Raw genomic sequence first — 17,969 nt, forward strand, 5'->3', positions numbered from 1 at the left:
GAGCCAGGCTCGACCGCCAGCGCGTGGAGCAGGCTTGCGTCGACGTCCGTCGCGAACGTCCTAGAAGTGGAGCGCGCGGCCGTAGGCCGAAAGCACGCTTTCGTGCATCATTTCGGAAAGCGTGGGGTGCGGGAACACCGTGTCCATCAGCTCGGCCTCGGTGGTTTCAAGCTGCTTGGCCACGGTATAGCCCTCGATCAGCTCGGTCACTTCCGCGCCCACCATGTGCGCGCCCAGCAATTCGCCGGTCTTGGCGTCGAACACCGTCTTGATGAAGCCTTCCGCCTCGCCCAGCGCGATCGCCTTGCCATTGCCGATGAAGGGGAATTTGCCCACCTTCAGCTCATAGCCGGCTTCCTTCGCCTTGGCTTCGGTCAGTCCGACCGACGCCACCTGCGGGCGCGAATAGGTGCAGCCCGGAATGTTGCGCACATCCATCGCGTGCGGATGCTTGCCGGCGATCGCCTCGGCCGCGATCACGCCTTCGTGGCTCGCCTTGTGCGCCAGCCATGGCGGCGCGGTCACGTCGCCGATCGCCCACAGGCCCGGCACGCTGGTGCGCCCCATCGGATCCGTGTCGATATGGCCCCTGGTCGTCTTCACGCCCAGCGCCTCCAGCCCGATATTCTCGGTATTGGGGAGGATGCCGACGGCGACGATGGCATGGCTGAACTCGGCCGTCTCGACCTTGCCGTCCTTGGCCTTGATCGCGGCGGTGACGCCCTTGGCGGTCGCTTCCAGCTTCTCGACGCCCGCCCCGGTCAGGATCTTCATGCCCTGCTTGGTCAGCGCCTTTTCCATGAAGGCGGAGACTTCCTCATCCTCCACCGGCAGGATGCGCGGCAGCATCTCGACGATCGTCACATCGGCGCCCATGTCCGAATAGAAGCTGGCAAATTCGACACCGATCGCGCCCGATCCGATGACAAGCAGCTTGGTCGGCATTTCGGCCGGCACCATCGCGTGGCGATAGGTCCAGATCCGCTTGCCGTCCGCCGGCGCGAAGGGCAGGTCGCGCGCGCGCGCACCGGTGGCGATGATGATGTCCTTGGCGGCAAGGTCGGTGGTCTTGCCGTCCTTCTCCACCTTCAGCTTGCCGGCCGCGACGATCGTGCCATTGCCTTCGACAACGGTGATCTTGTTCTTCTTCATCAGGCCCTTGACGCCGGCATTGAGCTGGCCGGCGACGCCGCGCGAACGCTTGACCACCTTGGCCAGATCGAAACCCGGCTTCTCCGCCGACAGGCCATAGGCGTCGGCGTGCGTCATATAGTGATAGATTTCCGAGGTGCGCAGCAGCGCCTTGGTGGGGATGCACCCCCAGTTCAGGCAGATGCCGCCCAGATTTTCGCGCTCAACGATCGCGACCTTGAGGCCAAGCTGGCTCGCGCGGATCGCCGCGACATAGCCGCCGGGGCCCGAGCCAAGGACGATGAGGTCGTAGGTGTCAGCCATGGATGCTCCGTTCGAGCCTTGATTTGAAAGATTGGCGATGCCGGCCGATCAGGCCAGCATCCCCAGCGGCTTTTCCACCAGCCGCTTGAACGCCGCCATCAGCTCGGCGCCGACCGCGCCGTCAATGGCGCGATGGTCGAAGCTGCCCGTGGCGGTCATCACCGTCGCCATCGCCAGCGCGTCGTTCACGACATAAGGCCGCTTCTCGCCCGCGCCGACGGCCAGGATCATCCCCTGCGGCGGGTTGATGACCGCATCGAACTGCTTGATGCCGTACATGCCGAGGTTGGAGATGGAAGCGGTGCCGCCCTGATATTCTTCCGGCGCCAGCTTGCCGTCGCGGGCGCGGGCGGCGAGGTCCTTCGCCTCGGTCGCGATCCGCGACAGGGGCTTGTTGACGACATCGGTGATCACCGGCGTGATCAGCCCGCCCGGGATCGCCACCGCCATCGAAATGTCCGAACGCTGGAACTTGACCAGCGTGTCGCCGGCGAACTGGACATTCGCATCGGGCACTTCGGCCAGCGCGACGCCGAGCGCCTTGACCAGCAGATCGTTGACCGAAAGCTTGATGCCGCGCCCTTCGAGGCCCGCATTGAGCTCCCCACGCAGCTTGAGCAGCGCATCGAGGTTGCAATCGATCGTCAGATAATAATGCGGCACCGTCTGCTTGGATTCGGTGAGGCGCTTGGCGATCGTCTTGCGCATGTTGGAAAGCTTGATCGTTTCCGACGGGATACCCGCAGGGGCGGCCGCCGGCGTGGCGATCGGCGCCGCCGGCGCCTGCGCGGCCGGTGCGGCGGCTGCGGCGGGCTTGCCGCCTTCGACGTCGGCCTTGACGATCCGGCCATTGGGGCCGGTGCCAGCGACGGACGCAAGATCGATCCCCTGCGCCTGCGCGATCCTGCGGGCGAGCGGGGTCGCCTTCACGCGATCGTCGGTGGAGGCCGGGACCGGGGCGGCGGCGGGAGCAGGCGTCGGCGCGGCCTTGGCCGCAACCTCCGGCTCCGCCTTGGGCGCCGGAGCGGCCGGCTTCTCGGCCTTTGGCGCGGGCGCGGCGGCAGCGGCGGACGCATCCTCGCCCTCGCCGGCGATCAGCGCGATCACCGCGCCAACCTTCACGCCATCCGTGCCTTCGGGAATCAAGATCTTGGCGATCGTGCCTTCGTCGACGGCCTCGAATTCCATCGTCGCCTTGTCGGTCTCGATCTCGGCCAGCAGATCGCCCGATTTCACCTCATCGCCTTCCTTCACCAGCCACTTGGCCAGCGTGCCCTCCTCCATCGTCGGGGAAAGCGCGGGCATCTTGAGCTCGATGGGCATAAACTGGCCTCAATTAGAAAGTCCGGGACAGGCGCCCGTCTCTCGGCCAAGCGGCTGGCCCGGTCAAGGCCCGCATGCTTGCGCGGCGGGCACTTATCACTCATGTCTGCCGCCAACAGGGAGAGATGAGCGATGCGCACCTATCTGGTGGTGATCGACGACAATGACGAATCGCGCGTGGCGCTGCGCTTCGCCGCGCGGCGCGCGGCCAAGACGGGCGGCGCGGTGGAAATCGTGGCGCTGATCCCGCCGCCGGAATTCGTCCAGTGGGGCGGCGTCCAGGCGGCGATGGAGGAAGAAGCCCGGCTACGCGCCGATGCGCTCGTCGCGCAGGCAGCCGGCGAACTGATCGAGGAAACCGGCCTGCGCCCGTCGATCACGGTCAAGGTCGGCGAACCCGTGGCCTCGGTCCGCAACATGCTCGCCGAACGGCCCGACACCGCCGCCCTCGTCCTCGGCGCCGCCGCCACCGGCGCGCCCGGGCCACTGGTCGCGCACTTTTCCGGTCAGGACGCGGGCAAACTGCCCTGCCCCGTGATGATCATCCCGGGATCGCTCAGCGACGAGGCACTCGACCGGCTGAGCTGAGGCCAGCTAGCCGATCCGATCCGCCAATATCCCGGCCAGCCGGGTGATACCGGCCTCGTCCTCGGCATCGAAGCGGCCCGGCGTGGGGCTGTCGAGATCGATCACCGCGATCACGCGGCCGTCGCGGATTACCGGCACCACCAGTTCCGATGCCGATGCCGCATCGCAGGCGATATGGCCGGGGAAAGCGTGGACATCGGCCACCAGCTGCGCGGTGGCGCTCGCTGCAGCCGCCCCGCATACGCCCTTGCCGAACGGGATGCGGATGCATGCCGCCTTGCCCTGGAACGGGCCAAGCACCAGCACCTCACCCTGCGCGCGATAAAAACCCGCCCAGTTCAGATCGGGCAGATATTCCCACATCAGCGCGGCGGCATTGGCCATGTTGGCGATGCCGTCGGGCTCGCCCGCGGTCAGTGCGTCGAGCGCCTCGGCAAGCGCGCGGTAGAAAGCCGGCTTGTCCTGATTCTCGGCGATAGCGAACTGGTACATATGGTCTTCCTGATCGAAACTCATCCGGCCTGAATGCCGGCCTGATCGCCAGCCTGATCGTCAGCCTAGTCGAACGTCACCCGGCCGCGCCCGCGCTTGATTTCGGAACGCTGCGACTTGCCTTCAAGCCTGCGCGCCTTGGCCGCCTTGCCCGGCTTGGTCTTGATCCGCCGTTCGGGGCGGACATGGGCCCGCGCGATCATCTCGCCCAGCCGTTCGCGTGCCTCTGCCCGGTTCGCCTCACGCGTGCGATGTGTGCGGGCGACCAGCACGATCTCCCCCTCGGCGGTGAAGCGGCTGCCGGCCAGTTCCTTCAACCGGCGATAGACATCGGGCGCCAGTCGCAGCGCGAACACGTCGAGCCGGATCTGCACGGCCGTCGCCACCTTGTTGACATTCTGGCCACCCGGCCCGGTTGCGGCGAGAAATTTTTCCTCGATCGCGTCTTCGGGGATCGGCCAGCGTTCAGGCTGGGGCATCGGCCAGCCGGGCGTGCGCGGCAAAGCGGCCGAAGCTGGCCGGCGGCTCCGCCGTCGCCTCGATCGGCGCCTTGTTGGGCCGGGGCAGGCTGAGCGCGCGGGCATGGAGCAGCATCGGCCCGTCGCCCTTCCCGTAAACCGGATCGCCGACGATCGGCGCGTTGAGGCCCGATGCGGCATGGACGCGGATCTGGTGGGTGCGCCCGGTCTCGGGCGTGAACTCGATCAGCGCACGGCCATCGGCCTCGGCCAGCTTGCGCCAGTGGGTGCGCGATGCCTTGCCGCGCGGATCGACGATCATCCGCCACCCCGCCTCGCGCGTCGAAACCTTGTGCAGCGGCAGGTCGATCGTGCCGCCGTCGCCGGCCGGCACCGGGCTCACCACCGCCCAATAGGTCTTGGCGACCTCGCCCGCCTCGAACGCCGCAGAATAGCGCTTGAGCGCCTTGGGGTTGCGCGCCAGCAGCAGGCAGCCGGACGTGTCGCGATCGAGCCGATGGACGATCGCCGGCCGCCGCTGAAAGCCGAAGCGCAGCGAATCGAGATGGTTCTCGACGCTCAGAGAGCCGTCACGCACCTCGGTCACAGGCAGGCCGGCGGGCTTGTCGACCACCAGCGCCTCGGCATCGATGAAAAGAACGCGATCGGATAGCATCCGCCCGCTCTGTCACGGAGCGCGGGCGGGCGCAACTTTGGTGGGCACGGTGGCGCACAGAAGGCGTCGCCTTTCTAGTTGATCCGCTAGTGCTCACCCTTGCGCTCGAGCCAGATCAGCAATCCCCCGATCGCGGCGGCGCCAACGGCGAGATAGAAAGCGACAAAGACCAAAGCGACCGACGCCGTCGAACTGCTCGCGAGATCGACACCCGCTAGGAACAGCCCATACGCGCCGACCATCAGGGCCGACAAACCGACAAAGACAGCCTTCAGAACCACGGTGCTGCTCTTGACCGTCAGCACCAGCATGATGATCTGCGGGGCGCCCAAGATTATCGCGGCGGGCAGCAACGTGATCGGCGCCGTTAGAATCTCGTACCAGCCTATACCCTTCCATAGGCCATGCATCATCAAAGCAACGATGATATTTACAGGGCATAAAGTGGCCGCTGCCTTTGAGGCAAAATCCCAGTTCTTCCACATTATCTTCAAACTTAATCGAAAAATGCGCAGCTCGCAAACGATCAATCTGATTTTGTACTAGCGGTTAGCGGGGAACTTTCGTTAGGGCACACATATCTCGACGACCGCCCATCTGCCCGCTAGCCTTGTATCCCGGGCAGGGAGGAATCGAAGACTTGCTGGAATTTCTGGGGGCCGGCGAAAATCTTGCATTTGCGGTCGCACTTGCGGTGATGCTGCTGATCGGCGCGGTGGAAGCCGTCGGCCTGTCCGCCGGGATGGCCGGCCATGAGATCGATCTCGACGGCGATGGCGACTGGCTGGGCTGGCTCGGCGTCGGCCGCATCCCCCTGCTCATGCTGCTCTGCGTCTTGCTCGCCTGCTTCGGCCTGATCGGGCTGATCGGCCAGCAGATCGCGCTCAGCACGGTCGGCGCGCTCCTGCCCGGCTGGATCGCGGCACCTGCCGCCGGCGTGGCGGCGCTGCCCGTGACCGGTCTTATCGCCCGCGGCCTCGGCCGCATTCTGCCGCAGGATGAAACCACCGCGATCGACATCGGCGAGCTGGTCGGGCTTTCCGCCACGATCGTCGTCGGCCGCGCCGCGCAAGGCTCGCCCGCCAAGGCGCGGGTGCGCGATTATCATGGCCTGACCCATTACGTCATGGTCGAACCCGACAATCACGGCCACAGCTTCGGCGAGGGCGAGGAGATCCTTCTCGTTCGCCGCGAAGGCAATGTCTTCCGCGCCATCGCCACCGGCCGCCCCTCACCCCTCCAGCTGGATCGATAGATGAACGACATCATATCCGTGAACGAACAGGGCAATTCGTTGATCAGCATCGGCATCTATGCCGGCATCGCGCTCGCGCTGATCCTCACGCTCGGCTTCATCATCGCCCGGCTTTACAAGCGGGCGTCGAAGGAAATTGCCTTCGTCCGCACCGGCTTCGGCGGCGAAAAGGTGGTGATGAACGGCGGCGCGCTGGTGCTGCCGGTGTTCCACGAAACCATGCCGGTGAACATGAACACGGTGCGGCTGGCGGTGGAGCGCAAGAATTCCGACGCGCTGATCACGCTCGATCGCCTGCGCATCGACGTGAAGGCCGAATTCTATGTGCGCGTCCGTCCCGACCGCGAAGCGCTGGCCACCGCCGCGCAGACGCTTGGCATGCGGACGATGAACCCCGATGCCCTGAAGGAGCTCGTCGAAGGCAAGTTCGTCGACGCGCTGCGCTCCGTCGCCGCCGGCATGACGATGAACCAGCTGCACGAACAGCGTTCGGATTTCGTGCAGAAGGTGCAACAGGTGTCGTCGGCCGATCTGGCGATGAACGGCCTCGAACTGGAATCGGTCTCGCTCACCGGGCTCGATCAGACGTCGATCGAACATTTCAACGCCAATAACGCCTTCGACGCCGAAGGCCTCACCAAGCTCACCGAGCAGATCGAGCTGCGCAAGAAGGCGCGCAACGACATCGAACAGGATACCCGCGTCCAGATCGAGGCGAAAAATCTCGAAGCCGCGCGCCAGTCGCTCACCATCGGCCGCGACAGCGAGTTCGCGCGGCTGGAGCAGGAGCGCGAAGTGGAGATGCGCCGCGCCGAACAGGTGTCCGAAGTCGCCCGCCAGCAGGCCGAGCGCCAGCGCGAGGCCGATCAGGCACGGATCGTGGCCAAGCAGCAGACCGACGCCGCCCAGATCGAGGCCGACCGCGCCGTCCAGCAAGCCCGCATCGCGCAGGCACAGGCGATCGAGATCGCCCGGCAGGAACAGCAGATCGCCGTGCAGAACAAGAGCCGCGAGGAAAGCCAGGCCAAGGCCGAGGCCGACAAGGCCCGCGCCGCCGCCGTCGCCGCCGAGGAACAGGTGGCGACCGCGCGCGAAACCGAGGTCGCCGAGCGCGTCAAGCGGATCGAGCTAATCGACGCCGCGCGCGAGGCCGAACGCGCCGCGATCGCCATCAAGGTGCAGGCCGAGGCCGAAAAGCAGGCCGCCGCCGATCGCGCCGAAGCGCTGCGCGCCGGTGCGGAAGGCGAGGCGGAGGCGGAAAAGCTGCGCGCGGATGCCGCCCGCGTCCGTTTCGAGGTCGAGGCTGCCGGCCAGCGCGCGATCAACGAAGCCGCCAACCTGCTCTCCTCCGACCAGATCTCGCTCCAGACCAAGATGGCGCTGCTCAAGGTGCTACCCGAGGTGATTCGCGAGGCGGCGAAGCCGATGGAGGCGATCGACAGCATCAAGATCGTCCAGGTCGATGGCCTGACCGGTGGTAGGTCGGGTGCGGGCGATGGCGCCTTCGTCCCGGCCAATGACGGCAATCTCGCCGGTTCGGCCGTGGCGGCGGCGCTGCGCTATCGCGCGCAGGCGCCGGTGATCGACGGGCTGATGAAGGAACTGGGCTTCGACGGATCGACGCTCGATTCGCTCGTCGCCGGGGCCGCCCGCGCCGACGCGCCCAAGGTGCCGGCGCCCAAGCCCCCCGCAAAGGTCGCCAAGGCGGATTGACCCCGCAAACCGGCCCCGCACCATGCCCGTACGGGGCTGGCGCGGGGCCGGCGCGGCCGCGATGCACTCAACCCGTGACGAAGCCGGCGGATGCCGCTATGGGCGCGCCATCATGACCGACCACGCCATCGATCCCGCTTTGCTCCTCAAGGCCGAAACGCTCGTCGAGGCGCTGCCCTATATGCAGCGTTATGCCGGCGAGACCTTTGTCGTGAAATATGGCGGGCACGCCATGGGCGACCCCGAAGCCGCGCGCGATTTCGCCGAGGATGTGGTGCTGATGAAGGCGGTGGGCATCAACCCGATCGTCGTTCATGGCGGCGGCCCGCAGATCGGCGCGATGCTCAAGACGCTGAATGTCGAGACGCGCTTCGTCGATGGCCTGCGCGTCACCGATGCGGAAACCGCGCGCGTCGCCGAAATGGTGCTGTCGGGTTCGATCAACAAGGAAATCGTGTCGTGGATCGGCCGCGCCGGTGGCCGCGCGGTCGGCATTTCGGGCAAGGACGGCCGGCTCGTCACCGCCGAAAAGGTGCGCCGCACCCAGCGCGATCCCGATAGCAATATCGAACAGGTGGTCGATCTCGGCTTCGTCGGCGAACCATCCGACGTCGACACCCGCCTGATCGAAACCATCTCCAAATCGGGTATGATCCCGGTGGTCGCCCCGATCGGCGTGGGCGCCGACGGCGAAACCTATAATATCAACGCCGACACCATGGCCGGCGCGATCGCCATCGCCACGGGCGCCGCGCGCCTGTTCCTGCTGACCGACGTGCCCGGCGTGCTCGACAAGCAGAAAAAGCTGATGTCCGATCTCAGCCCGGCGCAGATCGGCACGCTGCGCCAGGACGGCACGATTTCGGGCGGCATGATCCCCAAGCTCGAAACCTGCGTCCACGCGGTGGAAGGCGGGGTCGATGCCGCCGTCATCCTCGATGGCCGCGTGCCGCATGCCATGCTGCTCGAAATCTTCACCAAGCGCGGTGCCGGCACGCTGGTCCGCGCGGGCTGAGCTCGTCCCGCAAGCCCGTCATTTCCGCGCAGGCGGGAATCCGTAAACTCCGGATCTCTCGATCGCGCCGCGCAGGTGGACCATTTGGAACCCCGCCTGCGCGGGGATAATGATTTCCGGAGGGAAGCCCCCTCCCATTCCGCCAGCCGGCTCCATATGTTGCCCGCGCGCCCGCGTCCCGCTAATCGGGACATCCACCAGCGGGCTTGAGGAAAAGACCAGATGTATCTCGTAGGGGCGCTGCTCAGCGTCATCGATCTCCTGATCAACATCCTGGTGGCGATCTTCATCGTCCAGATGGTGCTGTCGCTGCTGGTCGCGTTCAACGTGATCAACACCTATAACGAATTCGTCCGCCGGCTGATGTATGCGCTCGATCGCGTGACGGAGCCGCTGCTCCGCCCGATCCGCCGCTTCATGCCCGATCTCGGCGGGCTCGATTTCTCGCCGATGGTGCTGATCCTCGGCCTCGTCATCGTGCAGAAGCTGCTCGCCGGCATGGCGATGCAGGTCTACGCGGGCTGAACCCGACGCAGGCGCCACCCGCCTGGAAGCCCGTCGACGGCGGTATCGAGCTTGCCGTCCGGGTCACCCCGCGCGGCGGGCGCGATCAGGTGGCGGGGCTGTGGCGCGATGCCGCCGGGCGATGCTATCTGGCGGTGAAGGTGGCCGCGGCCCCGGCCGACGGCGCCGCCAATGATGCGGTGCGGGCGCTGCTCGCCAAATGGCTGGGCGTGCCGCGCGGCGCGGTGGCGCTGCTCCATGGCGCAGCATCGCGCGAAAAGAGATTCCGGCTGGCGGGTGATCCGGCGGCCCTGACGGCGAAACTGGAAGAACTGGAACAGGCGGCATGAGCGCGGATCGGATCGACGGCAAGGCCTTTGCGGCGGGGCTGAGGGAAAGGCTGGCCGCCGCCGTGCCGCCCTTCCAGGCGAAGACGGGGCGTGTGCCCGGCCTGGCCGTCGTGCTCGTCGGCGAGGATCCGGCCAGCGCGGTCTATGTCCGGTCGAAGGGCAAGGCCACGATCGAAGCCGGCATGGCGAGCTTCGAACATAAGCTGCCCGCCGATACCAGCCAGGCCGATCTGCTCGCCGTGGTCGAACGGCTCAACCGCGACGATGCGGTGGACGGCATCCTCGTCCAGCTGCCGCTGCCCAAGCAGATCGACGAACAGACGGTGATCGCCGCGATCGACCCGGATAAGGATGTCGATGGTTTCCACGTCGCCAATGCCGGCCGGCTTGCCGTGGGCCAGCAGGGCTTCGTTCCCTGCACGCCGCTCGGCTGCCTGATGCTGCTCAAGGACAAGCTGGGCAACCTGTCGGGCAAGGAAGCGGTGGTCATCGGCCGCTCGAACATCGTCGGCAAGCCGATGGCGCAATTGCTCCTCGGCGAAAACTGCACCGTCACCATCGCCCATTCGCGCACCGCCGATCTCCCCGCCGTCGTCCGCCGCGCCGATATCGTCGTCGCCGCCGTTGGCCGGCCGGAAATGGTGAAGGGGGATTGGCTCAAGGCCGGCGCGGTGGTGATCGATGTCGGCATCAATCGCGTGCCGGGTGCGGAAGAAGGCAAGACGAAGCTGGTCGGCGATGTCGATTATGCCAGCGCGGCCGAAGTCGCCTCGGCGATCACCCCGGTCCCCGGCGGTGTCGGCCCGATGACGATCGCGGTGCTGCTGCGCAACACCGTCGTCGCCGCCTATCGCCGCGCCGGCCTGCCCGCGCCGGAGGGTCTGTGATCCTCGCCGCGCTGCTGCTGGCAGCCGCGGCCCCATCCCCCGCCACCGCCGAAGACGCCGAACGCGCCTTCGCGGCCATGGCGCAGCGCGACGGGCAGTGGACGGCTTTCCGCTCCTTCGCCGCGGCGGACGCGATCATGTTCGCGCCCGATCCGGTCAACGCGCAGGCCCATCTCAAGGGGCGGAAAAACCCGCTTATGCCGGTGATGTGGTGGCCGTCGACCGCGATGGCGTCGTGCGACCGCAGCCTCGCCATCTCGACCGGGCCGTGGCGGCGCGATGGCGGCAAGGCGCATGGCAGCTTCACCACCGTCTGGCAGCGCCAGCCGGGCGGCGACCACAAATGGCTGCTCGATCATGGCCGCGACACGCCACGCCCGCTCGCCGCTGGTGAAAAGGCCAAGCGCCGCGACGCCTCCTGCCGCAACCTCGCGGCGCGCAAGAACGAAATCCACGGCTTCGCCGTCGCCGGACCGGTCCGCCTGTCGACGCTCACCGCCAATGCCGCGCCCGATCTGATCGTGCAGGAAGACGGGCGGATGCCGGCCAGCAAGCCGGCGGCCGATCTCACGCTCGAACTGGGCGACAGCATCGCCGGCGGCTCATCGGCCGATCGTTCGCTGATCTGGGACGTGCAGACCATCGTCGGCGGGGCCAAGGGCGCCCATATCCTCACCGTCCGCCGCTGGGATGGCGAGGATTGGCGGCTTGCCCTCCTTGAAATCACGGGCGCGCCGCAACCATGATCGAACTGTTCGTCTCCGCCTTCGTCACCTTCTTCGTGGTGATCGATCCGCCCGGCTGCGCGCCGATCTTCGCCAGCCTCACGTCCGGCGCGGCGCCCGCGCACCGCCGCGCGATGGCGATCCGCGCCGTCGGCGTCGCGGCGATCATCCTCCTCGTCTTCGCCTTGTTCGGCGAGGATTTTCTGCGCGCGCTGGGCGTCAGCCTCGATGCCTTCCGCATCGCGGGCGGCATCATGCTGTTCCTGATCGCGCTCGAAATGGTGTTCGAAAAACGCACCCAGCGCCGCGAGGATCGCGCCGAAAAGGTGAAGGCCGAACATGTCGAGGACGTGTCGATCTTCCCGATGGCGATCCCGATGATCGCCGGCCCCGGCTCGATCGCCTCCGTCATGCTGGCGGTCGGCAAGAGCGACGGGTGGCAGGAAGGTCTGATCGTGCTCGCCGCGATGGCGTCGATCCTGCTGCTCACGCTCGGCGCGCTGCTCGCTTCCGGCTCGATCATGCGCTTCGTCAGCCAGAATGTCGAAACCGTCATCACCCGGCTGCTCGGCGTCATCCTCGCCGCGCTGGCCGCGCAGTTCGTGATCAACGGTATCCACGGCTCGTTCGGCTGATCTGCTGTTCGCCTGTTCCGCGCGCCATGCCGGCCACCACCGGCCCCACCGCCGGCATGGCGCGGCCGGTCAGTCGCGCACCCGCCACAATTTGAACGGCGATCCCTTGGGCAGCGCCACCGGCTCCAGCCATGCCGGCGCCCGGTTGTCGCGCAGCTGCGTGTAGAAGCCAGTCTTCGCCTCGGCCGCATAGATGGTCGATTCGGACATGCCGGGGCAGATCAGCACCATCGACGCGCCATGACGCAGCATGATCGCGCGGGCATTGTCCTCCGTGCCGCGAAAGGCGTGCTGCACGTCCAGGATCGCCGCGCCGTTGCGGTGATAGGGGCCGGCGATCGCCTTATGCTTGGTGGTCGCGATCAGCCGGGGGCCGAAATCGACGAAGGTCAGGATCGTCGCCGGCGGCAGCTTGGCGATCGGTGCCAGCGCCGGCAGCGTCGGGCAGCGCGCGTTCGCCGTGCGGATCGACTTGCGATATTTGGTCGTGGGCGCGGCGGGGATGGCATCGACGATGATCCGCGCGGCAACCCCGGTCGTCACCAGCAGCAGCAGCACCGGCCCTGCGATCCGCACCGCCAGTTCGCGATGGCGCGCCACATGCGGCAGCAGCGCCCAGCCGAGCGCCACGGCCCCCGGCAGCGCCAGCAACTGGGCGGCAGCGGCGGCGCGCAATTGCCACAGCAGCAGTGCATCCGCCGTCAGCGCCAGCAGCGCCACGCCCAGCCAGGGCAGGAAACGGGGCGTGCGCTGCGTCTGCCACAATGCCCAGCCGGTTCCGATCAGCCCGATCAGCGGCAAGGCGGCGGTCGGCACCGCGACGCGCCAGCCATGGCTGTAGATCGGTCGCGCCTCGCGGACATGGCTGAGCCATAGGGTATCGAGTTCGGGCGACACGCCTTCGGGGCGCGACAGGCAATGCGGCCAGGCAAAAGCGAAGCCGCCCAGCACCAGCACGCCGGCGCCCGCCGCCAAAGCCAGCCGCACCCGCCAGTCGCGCGCGGGGATCATCGACAGGCCGACGAGCAGCGCGCCACCGCCGAGCGCGGCGGACAGCCAGACCGGCGACAGCGCGTCGCATACGGGGCCGCGATTGGCGTGGGATGCGAACAGCAGGAAGCCGATCGCGCAGCCGGCGGCCAGCGCCGCGCCATAGCCGCGCAGCCGCGCCGCCTCACTCTCGTCGGCCACCCAGCGCAGGCCGGTGATGCCGGCGGCCAGCGCCAGATAGGGAAACATCTCCAGCCCGATCGTCAGCGACAGCGCGGTCGCCGCACCCAGCGTCGCGCCGCCGCGCCCGCGCGCCGGATCGGCGATGCCCGCCAGCGCCAGCGCCAGAAAGGCGAGCTGCCAGCCATGATGATCGATCCTGAGCGGCATGAACATGCCGATCACATTGGCCGCGCAGGCCAGCGTCAGGATCATCAACGGATAAGCGGACGGCGCCACCAGCCGGCGCGCGGTGAGCGCCAGCGCCACCATCGCCGCGCCCAGCGCGATCAGGGGGGCGATCGCCACCGCCCATTTTTCGGCCAGCACGCCGCCGAAAAAGGGTTTGATCGCCAGGATCAGCCCGGCGATCGGCAGGTCCACCAGCCGCGACCAGTGGATGTTCGCCCCGCCCGGCGGATCGAGCTTATATTGCCGAAGATCGAACCAGCCCTGCCCCTGCAGCCAGGCGCGTACCTCGGCGATGCGCAGATTGTCGTCGGTATCGCCCAGCGCGAACCAGTGGATCGCCCCCCATTTCCAGGCGATCAGCATGAAGGCCGCGACGGCCCAGAACAAAAGCAGCCACCTCAGCCAGAGGCGGCCGACCGGATCGTCGTGCGTGCTTCCCATAACCAGCATCCGCCATTAGTGGCTCTCCGCCGAAGAGCAAGCGGACAGAGATGAACGGAATCAGCGGGCGTTTCGCCCATCATCGCGAATTGCTGGGGCAGCTTGTGCGCTACGGGATCAGCGGCGGCCTCGCCTCACTGGTCCATCTCGGCCTTTATTGGGGGCTGGCGGAACTCGCGCATGTCGCGCCGCTCGTCTCCAACGTGCTGGGTTTCATCTGCGCGCTGATCGTCGGCTACGTCATCCACAGCCACTGGAGCTTCCGGGGCCATGGCCGGCGCGGCAACCTCGCGCGCACCGGCGGCCGCTTCGTCGCGGTCAACCTTGTCGGGCTGGCGCTCAACAGCCTGTGGGTGTGGCTGCTCGTCGAACGGCTCGGCGGGCCGACCTGGTGGCCGATGCCGCTGATGGTGACGGCAACGCCGCTCGCGGTGTTCTGGCTCAACCGCAAATGGGTCTTCGCCTGAACGGCCGGCGCGCCGCGATCGGGATCAGCCGGCCTGCCAGGGCAATTGATCGAGATCGACATTGCCGCCGGTCAGGATCACGCCCGCACGGGCACCCTTGAGGTCCACCTTGCGTTCGAGCAGCGCCGCCACCGGCACCGCCGAGCTTGGTTCGATGACGATCTTCATCACCTCCCACACCAGCCGCATCGCCTCGACGATCGCGGCCTCGCTCACTGTCGCGAAATCGTCGAGCAGCGCGGTCAGGATGGTGAAGCCGTTGCTGCCCAGCATGGTGCGCAGCCCGTCGGCGATCGTGTTGGGCGGGTCGCCTGCCAGCCGCTCGCCCGCCTGCCATGACCGGAAGGCATCGTCGGCCTGTTCGGGTTCGCTGGCGATGATGCGGATCGCCGGCTGCATGTGGCGCGCCACCACGGCGGTGCCCGACATCAGCCCGCCGCCGCCCACCGGCGCCAGAATCGCGTCGAGCGGACCAACCTCGTCGAGCAGTTCCATCGCCGCCGTGCCCTGCCCGGCGATCACCAGCAGATCGTCATAGGGGTGGACCAGCGTCGCCCCGCGCTCGGCGGCGATGGCATCAGCCATCGCCTCGCGCGCGGTGATCGTCGGCGCGCAGAACTGCACCTCGCCGCCCAGCCGCCGCACCGATTCGACCTTCGCACGCGGCGCATTCTCCGGCATCACGATGAAGGCGGGAATGCCGCGCGTGGCGGCGGCAAGGCTCAATGCCGCCGCATGGTTGCCCGACGAATGGGTGACGACCCCGCGCGCGGCGGCCGCATCGTCCAGCGCCAGCACCGCATTATGCGCGCCCCGCGCCTTGAACGCGCCGATGCGCTGCATATTCTCGCACTTGAAGGCGATTTCCGCGCCCAGGATCGCATCCAGCCGGCGCGATCGCAGCACGGGCGTATGGTGCACATGCCCCTCGATCCGCACCGCCGCGAGGGCGATATCGGTAAAGCTGACGGGAAGATCCTGGCTCATCGCCTTATCCTAGCATCAATGGGCGAGCTTGAGGCCCGCGATGCAGCCGACCAGCGCCACGATCAGGCCAAGGCGCAGCGCGTTGATCGGTTCGCCGAACCAGATGATGCCGACGATCACGGTGCCGAGCGCACCGATGCCGCCCCAGACGGCATAGGCCGTGCCCATCGGGATCGAGCGCGAGGCGACTTCGAGCAGGCCCATCGACAGCGAGACCGAAACCAGAAATCCCGCCGTCCACGGAATATTCCGAAACCCGTCGACAAAGCGGAGGCAGGTGGTGAAACCCACTTCGAAAAAGCCGCCCAGAATAAGCCAGAACCACGCCATTGATTTCACTCCTCCAACTTCGCGACCTGCGATATGCTGCGCCCATGGCAAAGGCGGGGGCCAAGGGCAAATTGGGGATCGGCAATCGCGTGGCACCGCCGCGCTTTCTGGTCTTTCTGCTGCTCGCTTTGTCCGGCGGCATGGCCGCGACCGGGCTAGGCGACGATTGGCGCATGGCGGTGATGCTGGGCTTCGACGGCGCTGCGCTGTTCTTCCTTTTATCCTGCATCCCGCTGTTCGGGCGCGAGGCGGACGAAATGCGCGCGGCCGCGAAGGAAAATGATGCCAATCGCGTCGGCCTGCTGGTCATCACCGGCCTCGTCATGCTGGTCATCCTCGTCGCCATCGCGGCGGAACTCCGGCTCGGCGCCGAATCGGGCCTGATGGTCGCCCTGATCATCGCCACGCTGGCGATCGCCTGGCTGTTCAGCAACTTCGTCTTTGCCATGCACTATGCGCACATGTTCTACAGCGAGGCGCCGGGCGGTGGCGATGCCGGCGGGCTGGGCTTCCCCCGCGTCGAGGAGCCCGATTACTGGGATTTCGCCTATTTCGCCTTCACGCTGGGGATGACCTTCCAGACATCCGATGTCGACGTCGTCGACCGGCTGTTCCGCCGCACCGTCCTCCTCCACAGCATCGCCGCCTTCGTCTTCAACATCGGCGTGCTGGCATTTTCGATCAACGTGCTGGGCGGCGGCTGACCGGTCGGTCCGCCACCCGGCATCGCCGGTCCAGCCCTGTTCGTTCAGCCCTGCAATGCGGTGAGCGCCGCGCCGTCGATCCGCCAGGGTTCCCAGCCGGTCGAATGATGGCCGCCGATCGATCGGTAGAAACGCTTGGCATCCTCGTTCCAGTCGAGCACCGCCCAGTCGATCCGCGCGCAGCCGCGCACCTTCGCCTCGGCCGCGAGCGCGCGGAACAGCGCGCCGGCCACGCCCGCGCGGCGCACCTCGGGATCGACGAACAGATCTTCCAGATAGATGCCGTGGCGGCCGGTCCAGGTCGAAAAGTTCAGGAACCACACGGCCAGTCCTGCCGCGCGGCCATCCACTTCGGCGACATGGGCGAACACATTGGGGGTGCCGCCGAACAGCATCTCGGCAAGCGATTCAGGCGTCGCCTTCACCGCGTCCGGCTCGCGCTCATAAACGGCCAGCGCGCGGATCATCCGCAGGATTTCAGGGACGTCGGCGACATTCGCCGGGCGCACGATGGTGGTCACGTTGCTCCTTCCAGATTGCCCATGGGCACGGGTTTGCGGCGCGCTGCCATCAAACAGCCACCGGCGATCAGAAGCGCCCCGGCCACGGTGAGCGGGCCGACGCGTTCGTCGAACACGAGATAGCCGAGGATGCTGGCCCAGACGAAGGCGGTATATTCCACCGGCGCCAGATAGCTCGTCTCGGCGCGGCCATAGGCCCAGGTCAACAGGAACAGCGACAAGGTGGCGAGCATCGCCGCACCCAGCAGCGCGGGGGCATGTTCCGCATCGGGCACCACCGCCAGCACGGGGGCCGCCAGCGCGAGGAACAGGCCGACCGTGACGTTCTGGTAAAAGGCCACTTCGCGCCCGTCCGCCACCAGCGCCTGCCGCCGCATCAGGATGATGTTATAAGCATAGCAAACGGCCGAAAGCAGGATGGCGATCGCGCCGGCGAACGCCTCGCGGCCCAGTTCCATCCGCGCCTGCCCGGCCAGGATCAGCAGCACGCCGGCGAATGCGATCAGCGACGCGACGATCGCCCGCCGGTCGATCCGCTCCTTCAGCAACAGCCCGGCCAGGAAGATCGCGATCAGCGGCGCGATGAAGGTGAGCGCGATCGCCTGCGCCATCGGCACGCGGGCAAGGCCCCAGAAGAACAACAGCGCCATCGCCGTCGCCACCAGCCCGCGATGGAAATGCAGCCGCAGCGTCGATGCCGCCGGCCGCGCCGGCCCGCGCGCGAAATGGAACAGCGCCCCGATCAGCGCGCCCGCCAGTGACCGCCACAGCATGGTGTTGTAGGCGCCGATCGCGATCGTCAGCCCCTTCATCAGCGCGTCCATGCAGGAAAAGACGGCAATCCCCAGCGTCGCCACGGCAAAGGCGATGCCGGGTGGTGTCGGGCGGCTCATGGCCAACCTGCCGTCGTCAGCCCTTGCCTTGCCACCCTTCCCTCCGTCATCCTGACGAGCGTCAGGATCCATGCGCGCTAAGCCAGATTTCCGGGCAGGCCGTGGATGGATGCCGAAACCGGTTCGGCATGACCATCGCCTATCGGGGA

The 17,969-nt window shown here is 67.3% G+C and carries 22 protein-coding genes; 11 read left to right on the top strand and 11 right to left on the bottom strand.

Annotation, left to right across the window (positions count from 1 at the left end; translation table 11 throughout):
- Nucleotides 1–60: 60 nt before the first annotated feature.
- Together lpdA and CHB74_RS10630 are read right to left on the bottom strand one after the other, a co-directional pair.
- Nucleotides 61–1,455, bottom strand: coding sequence for a dihydrolipoyl dehydrogenase (lpdA, locus tag CHB74_RS10625; protein ID WP_089219626.1), 1,395 nt, complete (start codon nucleotides 1,453–1,455; stop codon nucleotides 61–63).
- Nucleotides 1,456–1,503: 48 nt separating this feature from the next.
- Nucleotides 1,504–2,778, bottom strand: coding sequence for a pyruvate dehydrogenase complex dihydrolipoamide acetyltransferase (locus tag CHB74_RS10630; RefSeq protein WP_089219627.1), 1,275 nt, complete (start codon nucleotides 2,776–2,778; stop codon nucleotides 1,504–1,506).
- 132 nt (nucleotides 2,779–2,910) lie between these two features.
- Between CHB74_RS10630 and CHB74_RS10635 the strand changes: the two genes are divergently transcribed.
- Complete coding sequence (locus CHB74_RS10635) at nucleotides 2,911–3,366, top strand: universal stress protein (RefSeq protein ID WP_089219628.1); 456 nt, start codon at nucleotides 2,911–2,913, stop codon at nucleotides 3,364–3,366.
- Between the two features lie 6 nt (nucleotides 3,367–3,372).
- Here the strand turns inward: CHB74_RS10635 and CHB74_RS10640 are convergent, their stop codons facing one another.
- The 4 genes from CHB74_RS10640 to CHB74_RS10655 all read right to left on the bottom strand — a co-directional run bounded on the left by CHB74_RS10640 (nucleotide 3,373) and on the right by CHB74_RS10655 (nucleotide 5,477).
- Nucleotides 3,373–3,858, bottom strand: a complete 486-nt coding sequence (locus CHB74_RS10640; RefSeq protein WP_089219739.1) for a GAF domain-containing protein — start codon at nucleotides 3,856–3,858, stop codon at nucleotides 3,373–3,375.
- Nucleotides 3,859–3,923: 65 nt separating this feature from the next.
- Entirely contained in the window at nucleotides 3,924–4,337 is a 414-nt protein-coding gene (gene arfB, locus CHB74_RS10645) for an alternative ribosome rescue aminoacyl-tRNA hydrolase ArfB (protein WP_089219740.1), read from the bottom strand.
- Nucleotides 4,324–4,992 carry an RluA family pseudouridine synthase gene (locus CHB74_RS10650; protein WP_089219629.1) on the bottom strand — a complete coding sequence of 223 codons (669 nt, stop codon included), beginning with the start codon at nucleotides 4,990–4,992 and terminating at the stop codon, nucleotides 4,324–4,326. The genes arfB and CHB74_RS10650 overlap by 14 nt, the downstream gene beginning before the upstream one ends.
- Nucleotides 4,993–5,078: 86 nt before the next feature.
- A complete protein-coding gene (locus CHB74_RS10655; RefSeq protein WP_089219630.1) occupies nucleotides 5,079–5,477 on the bottom strand; it encodes a hypothetical protein in 399 nt (132 codons plus the stop codon).
- Between the two features lie 155 nt (nucleotides 5,478–5,632).
- Between CHB74_RS10655 and CHB74_RS10660 the strand changes: the two genes are divergently transcribed.
- The 8 genes from CHB74_RS10660 (at nucleotide 5,633) to CHB74_RS10695 (ending at nucleotide 12,076) form a co-directional block, all read left to right on the top strand.
- Nucleotides 5,633–6,247, top strand: a complete 615-nt coding sequence (locus CHB74_RS10660) for a YqiJ family protein (RefSeq protein ID WP_089219631.1) — start codon at nucleotides 5,633–5,635, stop codon at nucleotides 6,245–6,247.
- The gene (locus tag CHB74_RS10665) at nucleotides 6,248–7,960 is read left to right on the top strand and encodes a flotillin family protein (RefSeq protein WP_089219632.1); all 1,713 of its coding nucleotides are present in this window, start codon (nucleotides 6,248–6,250) and stop codon (nucleotides 7,958–7,960) included.
- Nucleotides 7,961–8,069: 109 nt separating this feature from the next.
- A complete protein-coding gene (argB, locus tag CHB74_RS10670; protein ID WP_179220810.1) occupies nucleotides 8,070–8,975 on the top strand; it encodes an acetylglutamate kinase in 906 nt (301 codons plus the stop codon).
- Nucleotides 8,976–9,197: 222 nt separating this feature from the next.
- Nucleotides 9,198–9,500 (top strand): YggT family protein, encoded by a 303-nt coding sequence (locus CHB74_RS10675; protein WP_089219633.1) that lies wholly within the window; start codon nucleotides 9,198–9,200, stop codon nucleotides 9,498–9,500.
- A gap of 44 nt (nucleotides 9,501–9,544) precedes the next feature.
- Complete coding sequence (locus CHB74_RS10680; protein WP_089219634.1) at nucleotides 9,545–9,829, top strand: DUF167 family protein; 285 nt, start codon at nucleotides 9,545–9,547, stop codon at nucleotides 9,827–9,829.
- The gene (folD, locus tag CHB74_RS10685) at nucleotides 9,826–10,716 is read left to right on the top strand and encodes a bifunctional methylenetetrahydrofolate dehydrogenase/methenyltetrahydrofolate cyclohydrolase FolD (RefSeq protein ID WP_089219635.1); all 891 of its coding nucleotides are present in this window, start codon (nucleotides 9,826–9,828) and stop codon (nucleotides 10,714–10,716) included. The genes CHB74_RS10680 and folD overlap by 4 nt, the downstream gene beginning before the upstream one ends.
- Nucleotides 10,713–11,462: a hypothetical protein gene (locus tag CHB74_RS10690; RefSeq protein WP_089219636.1), complete on the top strand. Its 750-nt coding sequence runs from the start codon at nucleotides 10,713–10,715 to the stop codon at nucleotides 11,460–11,462. The genes folD and CHB74_RS10690 overlap by 4 nt, the downstream gene beginning before the upstream one ends.
- Entirely contained in the window at nucleotides 11,459–12,076 is a 618-nt protein-coding gene (locus CHB74_RS10695) for a MarC family protein (protein ID WP_089219637.1), read from the top strand. Before CHB74_RS10690 ends, CHB74_RS10695 begins: the two co-directional genes overlap by 4 nt.
- Nucleotides 12,077–12,145: 69 nt before the next feature.
- Here the strand turns inward: CHB74_RS10695 and CHB74_RS10700 are convergent, their stop codons facing one another.
- On the bottom strand, nucleotides 12,146–13,918 hold the full coding sequence (locus CHB74_RS10700; RefSeq protein WP_089219638.1) for a hypothetical protein: 1,773 nt from the start codon (nucleotides 13,916–13,918) through the stop codon (nucleotides 12,146–12,148).
- A gap of 50 nt (nucleotides 13,919–13,968) precedes the next feature.
- On the opposite strand from CHB74_RS10700, the gene CHB74_RS10705 reads away from it, so the two are divergent.
- Nucleotides 13,969–14,385, top strand: a complete 417-nt coding sequence (locus tag CHB74_RS10705; protein ID WP_089219639.1) for a GtrA family protein — start codon at nucleotides 13,969–13,971, stop codon at nucleotides 14,383–14,385.
- A gap of 24 nt (nucleotides 14,386–14,409) precedes the next feature.
- Here CHB74_RS10705 and CHB74_RS10710 read toward each other — a convergent pair whose 3' ends face one another.
- Both CHB74_RS10710 and CHB74_RS10715 read right to left on the bottom strand, forming a co-directional pair.
- A complete protein-coding gene (locus CHB74_RS10710; protein WP_089219640.1) occupies nucleotides 14,410–15,372 on the bottom strand; it encodes a threonine ammonia-lyase in 963 nt (320 codons plus the stop codon).
- A gap of 15 nt (nucleotides 15,373–15,387) precedes the next feature.
- Nucleotides 15,388–15,702, bottom strand: coding sequence for a DMT family transporter (locus tag CHB74_RS10715; protein ID WP_089219641.1), 315 nt, complete (start codon nucleotides 15,700–15,702; stop codon nucleotides 15,388–15,390).
- Between the two features lie 44 nt (nucleotides 15,703–15,746).
- Here CHB74_RS10715 and CHB74_RS10720 point away from each other — a divergent pair, with 44 nt between their 5' ends.
- A complete protein-coding gene (locus tag CHB74_RS10720; RefSeq protein WP_089219642.1) occupies nucleotides 15,747–16,406 on the top strand; it encodes a DUF1345 domain-containing protein in 660 nt (219 codons plus the stop codon).
- Nucleotides 16,407–16,450: 44 nt separating this feature from the next.
- Here the strand turns inward: CHB74_RS10720 and CHB74_RS10725 are convergent, their stop codons facing one another.
- Nucleotides 16,451–16,927, bottom strand: a complete 477-nt coding sequence (locus CHB74_RS10725; protein ID WP_245842825.1) for a GNAT family N-acetyltransferase — start codon at nucleotides 16,925–16,927, stop codon at nucleotides 16,451–16,453.
- Nucleotides 16,924–17,820, bottom strand: a complete 897-nt coding sequence (locus CHB74_RS10730; protein ID WP_089219643.1) for a DMT family transporter — start codon at nucleotides 17,818–17,820, stop codon at nucleotides 16,924–16,926. Before CHB74_RS10730 ends, CHB74_RS10725 begins: the two co-directional genes overlap by 4 nt.
- Between the last annotated feature and the right edge of the window lie 149 nt (nucleotides 17,821–17,969).

The sequence above is a fragment of the Edaphosphingomonas laterariae genome, assembly GCF_900188165.1.
GTDB classification, from domain to species: domain Bacteria; phylum Pseudomonadota; class Alphaproteobacteria; order Sphingomonadales; family Sphingomonadaceae; genus Sphingomonas_E; species Sphingomonas_E laterariae.